Here is a 13,858-nt window from a genome sequence, read left to right as displayed (position 1 = left end):
CGTGTACGTAGGCAATGCGGGCAAGGACGGGACATTGAACCGGGGATGGCCTTCTGTCTCCGGATACGCCGTCCCCGACGGGGAGAGCGCGCCACGACCGAAGTGAACCATTGGCCCCGCGTGGTCCGTTATCTTCAGGCAAGCCCCTTAATGTCGCACGCCGAGCGCAAACAGTATTTCATCATTCAATGGGTGTGGCATTGGTCACGGTTGACCACTCAATCGAAGCGCATTTAGCATCAACGGGAATTAGCCACCATGCGGGTGGCCGAATAAACAGAAACGTCCGCAATCGCCACTCTGCAGGTACCCCGCTCAACTTTATAGAGCTTCTCCCGCACTCCTCGCCGCCCGCACGGCAGTGCAACAACAGCGTTGACCAGGCCGGATAGCCGCTCGTCTCCAGCTGAGGTCCGGCCGAAGGCCCTAGGCCTGCAGGCATTGCTTTCAGATTGCGTTTTACCCGTTTTTCGCCGCGTTCTCTTCTCGTGAAGGGTAACCCGTGTTATTACCCCGAATCGCAGTCAGTAATCATTCCGGCGAAGAGTTAAAGCCCGCGCCTTTGTCACTGGCGCAGGAGCGTCTGTGGGTCATGGCACGCATGGACGGCGACGCCAGCGCCGCCTACAACGAGCCGATGCCCTTCGACATCCGGGGACCGCTCGACCGGGACCTGCTCATCACGGCGCTGCATGTGCTCGCGGCCCGCCACGAGGCTCTGCGCACCCGGCTGGTCCCCTCCGAGGGTTCGGCTCTTCAAGTCGTCGATCCGCCGAACACGGGGTTCCCGGTGGTCTTCGAGGATCTGACGGGACTGCCGGACGGGGCGGAACGGTTCAGACGACTACGGTCGGAGGTGGAGGGCGCCCCGTTCCGCCTGGGCGAGGAACCCATGGCGCGCGGCTGCCTGATAGCGCTCCAACCGGACCATCACGTACTGGTCCTGGTGGCACATCACATCATCTTCGACGGCTGGTCCCGGTCCCTGCTGCTGAAGGAACTGGGCCTGGTCTACTCCGCGCTTCAGCGGGGGCAGGACGACTCGCTCCCCGAACTGACCTGGCAGTACAGTGATTACACGCGCTGGCAGTGGGAGTGGATGTCGGGAGACGAGCCCGCCTCGCACGCCGACTACTGGACCACCGCACTGGCCGATATCCCGGCCGTGATCTCCCTTCCCACCGATCGGCCCCGCCCGCCCGAGCAGGGCTTCCACGGCGATCGGTTGCCCGTGACCGTCGACGAGGACCTGACACGAGCCCTGCGCGCGCTGGCCGCAGACAACGATGTCTCCCTCTACGCGACCGTCCTCACCGGCTGGTCCGTGCTGCTGTCCCTGCTCTCCGGGCAGGACGACATCGTTGTCGGCGCCCCCACGTCGAACCGCCGACGCGGCGACATCGAGGGCCTGATCGGCTTCTTCGTCAACACCCTCGCCCTGCGCGCGGACCTCTCCGGCTCCCTCAGCGTCAAGGACGCCCTGAAGCAGGTGAACCAGCGGATCCGTGACGCCCTCAAACACGTCGACCTCCCCTTCGAGCGAGTCGTCGAACTGGTCAACCCACCGCGGAGCCCCGCCTACACGGCCCTGTTCCAGACCATGTTCGCCTGGGTCCCCTCCATGCGGCAGGAACTCGAACTCCCCGGACTGGAGGTCGAGTTACGGAAAGACGCCGCCCACGTACCCGCGAAGTTCGACATGGTCCTGGCCCTGGCCGACGAGGGCCGGCACCTCACCGGGGAGATCGACTACGCGGTGGCGCTCTTCGACCGGACGACGGTCGAACGGTACATACGTCAGTTCCTGCGCGTGCTGCGTCTGATGACCGAACAGCCCGATGCCGAGATCGCCGACCTGACGCTGCTCGACGAGGACGAGCAGCGGGCACTCCTCGCCACCTTCAGCACAGGACCCACTGTGACGGACCCGGCATCAGAGGGCGTGCTGGAGCGCTTCGCCGCGCAGGTCCGCCAACGGCCCGGGCAGTGTGCGGTGGTGGCCGACTACGCAGAACTGGACTACGCAACCCTCGACCGGCGGGCCAACCGTCTCGCCCATGCGCTGATCGCCCGTGGTGCCGGTCCCGATCAAGTGGTGGGTCTGCATGTCGGACGTACGGCCGAACTCGTCATCGGTGTGCTCGGCATCCTCAAGTCCGGAGCCGCCTACCTGCCCCTCGACCCCGGCCAGCCCCCGGAGCGCCTCACCGCCATGGTGAACGACGCCGCACCGGTCCTCGTGCTGACCGACCAGCAGGACACCTCGGGCCACGACGGACAGTTGTGGAAGCACCTGGCGAAGGTCGAGGCAGAGGGGACCCACGACGAGGCGCCGGCCATCGACGCGGACCTGACTCGGCTCGCCTACGTCATCTACACCTCGGGATCGACCGGCCGGCCCAAGGGCGTGGCGGTGACGCACGGCAGCGTCGTCAATCTCCTCGACCACTGGCGCGAACTCATGGGGGACTCTCCCGGCGAGGCGTCATCGGCCTGGTCGAGCATCGGCTTCGACGCATCGGTGCATGAACTCCTCGTCCCGTTGACCACCGGCGCCGTCCTCCACCTGGTCCCCGACGAACTCCGTACAGACCCCGCGGCATTGCTGGACTGGATGCGCGAACGCAAGGTCACCCAGGCGTTTCTGCCCCCCTCCTACGTCCTGTGGATCGGCGAGGATCCGGTTACACGCCTGGCCGGATCAAGCCTGCGTCAGCTCCTCACCGGGGTGGAATCCCTGCCTGAGAGCACCCTGCACCGCATGCGTGAGCTGCTGCCCGGCCTGCGCATCTGCTTCGGCTACGGCCCGACCGAGGCCACCCTCTATGCCACGGCCTACACCGACCCACAGCCGTACGAGAGGTCCTGTCCCATCGGGCGGCCACTGCGCAACACACGCCTGTACCTGCTCGACGACCGAATGCGCCCGGTGCCCGTGGGAGTCACCGGAGAGGTCTACCTCGGCGGAGCGAGTCTGGCGCGTGGATATCTGAACCGCCCCGACCTCACCGACGAACTCTTCGTGCCCGACCCGTTCGTCCCCGGTGAACGCCTTTACCGCACCGGCGACTTGGCACGCTGGCTGCCGGACGGCAACGCCGAGTACGTCGGCCGCCGGGACGACCAGCTCAAGCTGCGCGGCTTCCGCATCGAACCCGGCGAGGTCGAGGCGGCGCTGCTGGCGGTCCCCGGGGTCCGGGAGGCCGTCGTCCTGGCCGATCGCGACACACCCGGTGGCCCCCGTCTGGTGGCCGGCGTGGGATGTGACGCCGATGCCACGCGGATGCCGTACGAGTGGCGTGCGGCCTTGGGGGGCCGTCTGCCGGACTACATGATTCCCGCCGTGGTGGTCGAGTTCCCGCGGCTGCCGTTGAACCGTAGCGGCAAGGTGGACCGGACAGAGGTGCTGCGCGCCGCGGCAGGAACCCGTGCGGGGCCGGTCAACACGGCCGCGCCCCGCGACCATGTGGAGATGGCGCTGTACCGGGTCTGGCGCGGGGTGCTGCTGCACCCGGACATCGGTATCAGTGACAACTTCTTCGAGCTGGGCGGCACTTCGATATCGGCGATCAAGATGGCGTCCGCCGTCCAGGAGGAACTCGGCGTCGCCCTCCCCGTCCGGGACGTCATGCTGCACCCCACCATCGAGGCGCTCGCCGAGCGGGTGCGCGGCAACGTCGGCGATGCCGCGCAGTCCGCGGAACTCGGCAGCCTGGTCGAGTTCCGTGCGGGCGGCGACCGGCAGCGCGTGGTGTGTGTGCATCCCGCCGGCGGCACCGCGTTCTGCTACCTGCCGCTGTCCGCCGAACTGGCCGACGACATCGGTGTGGTGGGACTTCAGGCGCCCGGCATCAATCCCGGCGAGTCCACCCTGCCGGGTGTCGAGGCGATGGCCGAGGAGTATCTGCGGCTCGTCGGTCCCCGTGCGGACGAGGCACTGGTGTTGTGCGGGCTCTCCTACGGCGGTCTGATCGCGTACGAGATGGGCCGCCGTCTGGTGGCGGCCGGACACGAGAAGGTGAGTGTGGTCCTCCTCGACACCCACGGTGCCGAGGACGACGAACAGCGCGCCGCGATCGCGCCGGTCGGCATGGAGGAGTTCCGGGAGAAGCTGGTGCGCTTCAACGGCATGTACCCGGGCATCGACGACGACCAGGTGGCCCGGTACCTGAACGTCTACAACCACCATCGCGAGACAGGGCGCGACTACGCTGTGCCCGAATCACCCGCCCGTGTCGTGCTGATGCAGGCGACGGCAGTGGAGGACGAGGACGCCGCGGACGTCGAAGGTGCTGCCGCTCGTCTACGCGCCTTCTGGCGGCAGCGCGTCGGCGGTGAGTTCGTGGTCGAGCCGGTTGCCTGTGGTCACTGGGACATGTTGGAGAGCGACGAACTGCCCCGCGTCGCCGCTGTCCTGAGCGCCGAACTGCACCGGCTGACATCCGCCCCCGGCCAGGGCGAGACGGAGCGCACAGCGCCTTCAGGAACGTCGGAGGCACGATGAAACCGCGCGTCGGAGCGTCGCACACCGACGTGGCCGAGGACTTGAGCGCCCCGGCCGGGATAGCCATTGAGATTCACCACCGGGCCCTGCGCACGCCACACGCCCAGGCGGTCGTCGACGGCGAAGTCGGTCTCGATTATGCGACGTTGAACGTGGCAGCCGCGACCGTCGCCCAGGAGCTGGGGCGCCGGGGCGTCACCGCGGGGCAGGCGGTGGCGGTGGCGATGCCGCGGTCGTGGCGGCTGGTCGGCGTGATGCTGGGCATCCTGCGGCTGGGGGCGCAGGTCGTGCCCCTTGACACACAGAGCCCCGCCGAACGCCGTCACTTCATCCTCCGGGACTCCGCCGCGGTCGCCCTGGTGCACGAGACGATCGAGAGCGTCACCGACCTCCCGCAGGACATGCCGGCGCTCGCCGCAGACGCCCTTCTGCCAGAGATTCCCGAACGTCCGGACACCGCTGCCGCCGTGGAGGCACCCTCCGCCCCCGGCGAGGTGTCCTTCCTCTTCTACACCTCCGGAACGACGGGGCAGCCCAAGGGAGTCGAGGTCCGTGACGCAGGAGTCCGACGACTGGCACAGCCCGGCTACATCCGCGTCGAGCCCGGTCTGCGCTATGCCTGCATGGCCAATCCGGCGTTCGACGCGCTGAGTTTCGAAGTCTGGGTGCCCCTGCTGACCGGTGGCTGCTGCGTGGTCCTGAGCGACGAGGAAGCGCAGACTCCCGAGCGGCTCGCCGCGGCACTGCGGCACAAGCGTGTGGACACCGTCTTCATCACCACGGCGCTGTTCAACGCGATGGTCGCGGCCGTGCCGGACTGCTTCGCCTCGGCGGGCGAGGTTCTTGTGGGCGGTGAGCAGCTCAACCCCCACGTGATGCGCCGCTGGTACCGGGACAATGCCGACAGCGGCACCCGTCTGTTCAACATCTACGGGCCGACAGAGTCCACCACCTTCGCCCTGTGCCATCCGATTCCACGCGACTTCGACGGGGACGTGGTGCCGATCGGCCGGCCCCTGCCGCAGACCGGTGCGGTACTGGTCGTACCGGGCCAGGAGCGTGTCGCCGCGCCCGGCGAGGTCGGCGAACTCCTGTTGAGCGGAGCCGGACTAGCCGTCGGATACCGCAACCTTCCTGAGGAGACCGAGCGGCGTTTCGTACGGCTGCCATGGCTCGACGGCGGCGAGGAGCCGTACTACCGCACCGGCGATCTCGTACGGGCCAGCGACGAGGGCCTGATGGAGTACGTCGGACGAACCGACCGCCAGGTCAAGGTCCGTGGCTTCAGGATCGAGCCCGGCGAGGTGGAACGGCACGTTCTCAGCCACCCGGCGGTCCAGCGGGCCCACGTGTGCACGAGCCGCGCGATCCAGGAGGGGCCCAACGAACTACTGGCGTTCGTCGTCCTCGGCCAGGAGCTGTCCTACGAGGAGTTCGACAGCCATCTGGCGGCCCATCTGCCCGCCTACATGCGCCCCCACCAGATCCATCTGGTGGCTGAGCTGCCGCTCAACGCCAACGGCAAGGTCGACCAGGCCGCCCTGCTGCGGCGGGCCGACCGCCCTTGGCGAGCCGCCACCGCCGAATCCGGCGGACCGGCGACGACGGAGACGGAGCGCCGGGTCGTCGAACTGGCCGAGGAGATTCTCGGCACCACCGGCCTCGGGCTCGGCGACCGGTGGATCGCCAGCGGTGGTGACTCGTTGAAGGCGCTTCGGTTCTGCTTCGCCGTACGACGGCGATGGGGCCGTGAGCTGACTCAGGCGGCCGTCCTCCAGGGCGACCTGGCCGCTGTCGCCCGGTCGCTCGCCACGGTCCGTCCCGGCGAGGAGAGCGCCTTGCCGGCACCGGTGGTCTCCGGTGCCCGTTCGGCGCCCGCCACCAGCGAACAGCAGCGGCTGTGGCTGATGGAGCGCCGCACCCCGGGCTCCCGGGCCTACTCCGTCAACCAGGCCTTCCGCTTGGACGGACCGGTCGACCCCGCTGCCCTCCGGCGAGCGCTTCGCAGCCTGGTGGCACGCCACGAGGCGCTGCGGACGAGCTTCCGTCTCGGGCCGGACGGCCTGGAGCAGACCGTCGGTGAGCCGTACGACCCCTGGCACGAGCCGGGCCGCCGGCAGGTCTGGGACGAGGAAGAAGCACACGTCTTCGCCGACACCTTCTTCGCCGAGCCCTTCGACCTCGCCGTCCCCCGCATGCTCCGGGCCTGCTGGCTGCCGCGTGACGGCGGCGGCACGCTCCTTCTGCACCTGCACCACATCGCCGTGGACGGCTGGTCGTTGAGCATCCTGCTGCACGACCTGTCGGCCGCCTACGCCGGAAGCGGCGGGCACGAGGCACCCGCTCCGACCCCGCTGGACTTCGCTGTCTGGCAGAGCGACCGGTTCGCGAGCACGGCCTACCGGGCGCAGCGCGATGAACTCCTCGCGTTCTACCAGGGGTTGGCGGAGCCGCAGGAGCCGCTGCCTGCCCAGGACGCGGGTCCGCCGCCGCGGGCGCGCCTGCTGCATACGTCGCTCGACGTCGTTCGGCGGGCCCAGGTGGACCAGCTGTGCGCCGAGTTCGGACTGACTCGGTTCCAGGTCCTGCTGAGCGTGTTCTCCTGGTGCCTGTACGGCGTGACCGGTCTGGTCCGCCCGCGCATCGCCGCCCCGGCCGCGGGCCGCCCGGTGCGCGAGTTCGAGAACAGCGTGGGCATGATGGCGAACACCGTGCTGCTGCCCCTGACCGTCGCGCCCGGTGAGGACCTTCGTTCGCTCCTCGCCCGCACGAAGAGCGACACAGGGCGGGTACTGGGACGCCAGGACGTGGCGCTCACAGACGTCCTGACCGGCTGGGAGGCCGTCGGCGACAGCACACCGTTCGATTTCCTGTTCGTCTTGGAGAACACCGACTTCGGGGCGCTGCGGCTGCCCGGCTGCGCCCATCGCCCCCTGTGGTGGGCGGCGCCGGAGGCCAAGTGCCCGATGACGGTCTCCGTGGTGGAGCATGCGGACGGACTCGACGTGCTGTGGGAGTACGCCGAGGACCGGTTCACCGGCGAGGACGTCGAGGCGATGGCGGAACTGTTCCGGCGGGGCGTGGACGCGCTCGCGGCCGGTGGCCGCTGCACCGCTCGTGAACTCGTCGTTCCGTACCGGCGGTCCCTCCCGGAGCACGGGCGCGGACCCGCCCCGGAACCCGGCTTCACCACGATCGCCGAAGGCTTCGGCCTGCAGGTCGCCCGCACTCCGGACTCCCCCGCCGTGGTCACGGCCGACGGCGACACCCTGAGCTACGCGGCCCTCGACGCCCGTGCCGCGGCCCTCGCCACGGAACTGGCCGACCGCTACCGGATCCCGGCCGACGGCAGCCCCTGCCGGGCGGCCCTGTATCTGGATCCCTCCGCCGAACACGTGGTGGCGCTCCTGGCACTGGCCCGGCTGAACGTCACCGCCGTCCCTCTCGACCCCTCCTACCCGGCCGACGTGCTGCGCCGCGTCCTGGAACAGATCGACCCGCTGTGCGTCCTGGCCACGCGGGACAGCTCGCCGACACTGGACACGCTGCTCCCGGACGGTGTGGTGCGCCACCTCGTCGTACCGGAGGCGGACCGCACGCCCCAGAAGGGCGACGGCACGAGTGCGTCGTACGACGGGCACACGCATGACCGGGGCACGGTCGGCGCGTCGGCACACGTGGGTGCACGCCCCCTGTACACACTGTTCACCTCCGGCTCCACCGGCGTCCCCAAGGGCGTGCAGATCCACGACCGCACACTGTGCGACCTGATCAGATGGCAGTCCGGTCCCGGCGGCCTGACCGCCCCCGCGGCCACCCAGCAGTTCTCGATGCTGGCGTTCGACGTGTCCTTCCAGGAGATCTTCGGGACCCTGTGCACAGGTGGCAGCCTCCAGCTCATACGTCCCGAGTGGCGTCAGGACGCGCCCGCGCTCCTGGACCGGTTGGAGTCCGCGGGCACCGAGCGGATCTTCATGCCCTATGTGGCCCTGCACCTGCTCGCCGAGTACGCCGTCCGCCTGAACAGTTATCCCTCCCGGCTGCGCGAAGTGATCACCGCGGGTGAGCAGTTGGTGTGCACCGACAGCATCCGGCGCTGGTTCGCCGGACTCCCCGGCGTGCGCCTGTTCAATCACTACGGGCCGACAGAGACCCATGTGGTCAGCGCCCTGTGTCTGGAGGGAGATCCCGGGCAATGGCCCGAACGGCCCGCCATCGGGCGCCCGGTGGCCGGCGCCGACCTGCGGGTGGTGGACGCCCAGGGCGACCCGGCCCCGACCGGATGCACCGGCGAGCTGCTGATCGGCGGCACCATGACCACCCGCTGTTACCTCGACGAACCGACCCTCGATGACGCCCGCTTCGTCGAGCTCCCCGGCGCGGGCCTGTTCTACCGCAGCGGTGACCGGGCGTTCTTCGACCGTGCGGGCCTGTTGCACTACGCGGGCCGCGACGACCAGCAGATCAAAGTGAGCGGGCACCGGCTTGAACTCGGCTCCGTCGAGGCGGCCCTGCTGCGTCATCCGGCGGTGGTCAACGCGGTCGTCACCCGGGACGGGGGCCGGCTGACGGCCGGCCTGGAAGTCCGTGGTGAAGCACCGTCCGCCGACGACCTGACCGCGCATCTGTCCGCCCTTCTGCCCTCCTACGCACGTGTGGACCGCTTCCGCAGGCTGGAGAGACTGCCCCGCACGCCCAGCGGCAAGCTGGACCGGCAGGCGGTCGTCCGGGCACCGGGGGAAGAGATACGTCGTTCGGCGATCGCCCCCTCGGATCTGTCGGCCGAGGAGGAACGCCTCACTGCTGTCTTCGAGGAGGTCACCGGCTCGACGATCGCACCAAACCAGACCTTCTTCGAGGCGGGTGCCTCCAGTCTCGCCCTGATGCGCTTCCACCTGCGCTGCACCACGGCACTCGGTCTGCGCTTCGGCGTCGCGGACCTCTTCGAGCACGTCACCGTCCGCTCGCTGGCCCACCACCTCACCACCCCGCGGCCACTCGCCCCATCGGCAGCGACGAATGACGGGGCCCCCGAACCCGGCGAGCCGATCGCGGTCGTCGGCATGGCAGTACGGGTGCCCGGCGCCCCGGACCTGGCCGCCTTCTGGGAGCTGGTGGTCTCCGGCGGCACCGGAATCCGCCGTATCGACGCGCCGGAAGGAGTCGTCGGCGCGCACAGCACGCTCGACGGCATGCTCGACTTCGACCCGGGCCACTTCGGCATCAGCCCTCAAGAGGCACGTCTGATGGACCCCCAGCAGCGTCACCTGCTGATGGCCGGCGTGCAGGCCCTGGCGCACGCCGGAGTGGCGGACACCTCGTCCACCCGGGTGGGCCTGGTGGCCGGTGCCGGGGAGAACACCTACTTCCAGTCCCTGCTGCGCGAGGCGGACCCCGGCCGACTGCCTGACGGTTTTCAGCTCGCCCTGCACCATGAGAAGGACTTCCTGGCCACCAAGGTGGCGTACCACCTCGGGCTGACCGGCCCCGCCTTCAGCGCCCAGACGGCCTGCTCCAGCTCTCTGGTCGCCGTGCACCTCGCCGCCGGTCTCCTCCGGCAGGGCGAGGCCGACGTGATGCTCGCCGGAGGAGTACTCGTCGACCCCGGGCTGACCGGCGGCTACCGCTACCGCCCGCAGCACATCTTCTCCGCGGACGGCGACTGCCGGCCCTTCAGCGACGACGCCACCGGCACGGTCGGTGCCAGCGGCGTCGGCGTCGTGGTCCTCAAGACGCTGCGGCAGGCACGGCGCGACGGTGACACCGTCCACGCACTCATCACAGGCTCCGCGATCAACAACGACGGTGCGGCGAAGATGAGTTACACCGCGCCGTCCCTGGCCGGACAGCGGGAGGTGATCCGAACCGCCCTGTCCCGCGCCGGACGCACAGGAGCCGACCTCGGCTATGTGGAGGCCCACGGCACCGGCACCCGGCTGGGCGACCCGATCGAAGTGGGGGCGTTGCGGCAGGCGTTCGACGTGAGTGAGTCCGGCCGCTGCGCTCTGAGCTCCGTCAAGAGTCAGCTCGGCCATCTGGGCGCGGCCGCCGGTGTGGTGGGACTCGTACGCGCGGTCCTCGCCGTGCAGCACGGGACGCTCCCGCCCAACCTCAACTTCCGTGCCTTCAACTCGGAGATCGGCCCTGATCCCACTCCCTTCCACGTTCCGGTCCGAGCCACGCCCTGGCCCGAGGGACGCGAACGGGTGGCCGCGGTCAGCAGCTTCGGGATCGGCGGGACCAACGCCCACGTCATCGTGGAGCAGGACGCTCCGCCCGGACCGGTGGCAACCCGCGAAGTGCCCAAGTGCCTTGTGCTGTCGGCCTCCAGCGCGGACGCCCTGGCCGCCGACGCCGCTCGGATCGCCGGCTACCTCCAACTGCACCCGGAGCGCTTCGGGTTCGTGCTGCGCCATCTCCAGGCCGGTCGGGTCGCTCGCCGCCTGCGGGCCGCGGCAGCCGTGCCGGACGCCGTCGGGGCCGAGCATTGGCTGCGCACGGTGGCCACTGGAGCGGTGCAACCCGGTAGCGGCGACCCGGACGCCGTAACGGTCTCCGCGGCCGGTCGCACGGCCCGCGACCTCGCCGAGGCCTGGGCCGCCGGACACCCTGTCGACTGGGGGGCAGGCTCCGCTCCGGCGCCCTGGGACTTCCCGCCCCCGTCGTTCTCCCTCGCGGAGTACGACTTCGACCGGCTGCCCGAGGACCCGCGCGAGGCCCCGGCCGCCACGCCCCGGCGGCTGCCCCGGGAGAACTGGCTGCACCAGCCGCACTGGGTCCGGCTGCGCCGTGCCGCCGCCGCGGAGGTCACCGCGCCGTCCGGCCGCGCGTCCACCGTGGTCGTCGTAGCCTCCGAGGACACTCCGCGGACAGCGCTCGTCCCCTTCGAGGCGGTGGCGTCGCGCGTGATACGGGTGCACCCGGCCGGCGCCTTCGCCCGCAGAGGACCGGACTCCTACGACGTGGACCCCGCCGATCCGGCGTCCGTGCGACGGCTGCTCGATGCACTGTCCGAGGACGGTGCCCCGGCCTCCAGCGACACGGAGTGGGTGCACGCCCTGCCCCTCGACGTGACAGGGCCGGTCGGTCCCGACACCCTGGAACACGCCCGTCACACCTGCCTGGACAGCACGGCAGCCCTGGCACAGGCGCTGACCGGGCGAAACGGCTCCCCACGTGTGTGGTGGCTGTCGTACGGCGCCCGGCCCGCGACGGGAACGGTGGACAGACCTGAACTGGCGCTCCTCGCCGGGCCGGTCGAGGCCGCCCATCAGGAGTCCGCCCTGAACGGCCATTGGCTCGACCTCCCCGACGGCGACCTCACCCGCTGGGCCGGACATGTGGCCTCGGTCGTCGCCGGAGCACGTGGGGCCGGTCGTCCCGGCGAACCGGCCCTGCCCCGCCAGCTCGCTCTGCGGCAGGGCTACTGGTGGCGGCCGGGCACGGTACCCGTACCGGAGCCGGAGGGTACGCGGTCCCTCGTACCGGCCGGAGCGGACACCGTCCACCTGGTGCTCGGCGGCACGGGCGGCATGGGCCGCGCCATCGCCGCCTGGCTGCTCGAACACACCCGCGGTCGGGTGCTGTTGCTGTCGCGAAACCCGCGGCTGCCCGAGGAGTTGAACGGATGGGCCGACCGCATCGGCCTCGTCCCGGCGGATCTCGCGACCATGCCCGTTCACGAAGTGGCGGCGGCCATCGCCGAACACACGTCACGGCTGGACGGCGTCATCCACGCAGCCGGTCTCGGACACGGCGGGCTGCTCGTACGACGTGACGCCACTGCGATGCGCGACGCCGCCGCGGTCCGCGAGCGTGGCGCACTCGTCGTCGAGCACCTGATCGGAGCCTTCCGCCCGGAGATCGCGGTCTACTGCTCCTCGATGTCCGGCTTGCTCGGCGGCGTCGGCCAGAGCGACTACGCGGCCGGCGCGGGCCTCCTCGACGGCTTCGCCCACCACCGGGCCACCGAGACGGAGACAACCACCCGGATCGGCATCGACTGGGATATATGGAGCGAGACCGGAATGGCGACCCGAGTGCTGAACACGGACAGCCGCCATCAGGCCCACCTCGCGGTCGGCCTGACCGTCGAGGAGGGGAAAGCGGTCTTCGCCCATGCCCTGGCTCTGCAACTGCCGCAACTCCTCGTGTCCACAACGGACATCGAGGTCTCCCGGGCCTTCTACGCTCCTGCCGGCACTCCTGCCGGGATCGCGGATCGGCCCTCGGGCTCCGGACCCACGCACCCGACGCACCCGACGCACCCAACGGACGGAGAGGAGGAAGCCTCCGCCGGCAGTACCGAAGAGCGGGCGGACGCCATGGCCCGGGTGATCCGGGATCTGCTGGGCGTGGACGAACTGGACCCCGAGGACTCCCTCTACGACCTGGGCGCCGACTCGCTGACCCTGATCAGCGTGATCGCCCAGATCGAGGACGACTACGGCGTCGAGTTCGACCTGGCCTCCTTCAGCCACCGCGTCAGCCTCACGGAGATCCTGAAGCACATAGAGGCGGCCCTCGCCTCCACCGCCGAGCCCACCACCGAGGCGGCCAAAAGCACCTCCCGGGTCGTCCTCGACATCTGGCAGGAGGGAACCGGTTCGGCCGTCCTGTGCCTGGTGCACCCGGTGGGTGGGGACATCCAGGCCTACCGCTCCCTGGTGGCGGCCCTCGGACCCGCGCCGACGGTGTGCCTCATCGCCGACCCGGCACTCCGCGACACCGGGATGCCCGCATGGTCACTGGCTGAGCGGGCCCATCACTACGACGCGGCGCTAAGTGAGCGCTTCGGCGGACCTGACCACCGGCTTCATCTGGCCGGGTGGTCCTACGGCGCCCGTGTGGCGATGGAGATGGCGGGTCTCGCCGAGTCGGCCGGCCGGGCACTGGAAGCGCTCTACCTTCTGGATCCGCCACCGCCCCGGGCCAAGGCGCTGGTCGCCGCCTACGACGAGACTCACCTGGAAAGGGTGTTCGCCGCCGAACTCGGGACCGGAGCCTCCTCACTGCCGAGCGAGCACGCACAGGCGTACGCCGAGCGGCTGGCCCGCTGCTGCCGCGCCAACCTGCGCAGCCTCGGGGAACATCGCGTACAGCCACTCGTCTCCGTCCCTACGTATCTGTGGCTGGCCGAACACCCCACGGCGGACATGCCCACCCCCGCGGACCCGCGGGAGTCGGACCGGCAGTGGAACGCCTGCCTGCCTTCCTCCGCCGTGCTCAGGTATCTGCCCACGGACCACTACGGCATCGTCGCGGCACCCCACGTGGACACGGTGGCCGGGACCATCAGGGCGACGCTGGCGTCCCCGGGTGCCGGTACCCACGAAGTCGCTGACCTGTAAACCC

General features: G+C 70.1%; 2 protein-coding genes. Both read left to right on the top strand.

Annotated elements, in window-relative coordinates:
* The first annotated feature begins 502 nt into the window (after positions 1 to 502).
* On the top strand, positions 503 to 4,504 hold the full coding sequence (locus tag OG718_RS51645) for a non-ribosomal peptide synthetase (protein ID WP_328847568.1): 4,002 nt from the start codon (positions 503 to 505) through the stop codon (positions 4,502 to 4,504).
* Positions 4,501 to 13,854, top strand: a complete 9,354-nt coding sequence (locus tag OG718_RS51640; RefSeq protein WP_328847567.1) for a non-ribosomal peptide synthetase — start codon at positions 4,501 to 4,503, stop codon at positions 13,852 to 13,854. Before OG718_RS51645 ends, OG718_RS51640 begins: the two co-directional genes overlap by 4 nt.
* Positions 13,855 to 13,858 lie beyond the last annotated feature (4 nt).

It is taken from the genome of Streptomyces sp. NBC_00258, assembly GCF_036182465.1.
In the GTDB taxonomy this organism is placed as follows: Bacteria; Actinomycetota; Actinomycetes; order Streptomycetales; family Streptomycetaceae; genus Streptomyces.
Note: the sequence above shows the minus strand (reverse complement) of the source record. Positions and strands in the feature narration are given on the sequence as shown.

Excerpts from the sequence above, each read along its gene's own strand:
- OG718_RS51640 (WP_328847567.1), top strand. The coding sequence starts at position 4,501 with ATGAAACCGCGCGTCGGAGCGTCGCACACCGACGTGGCCGAGGACTTG.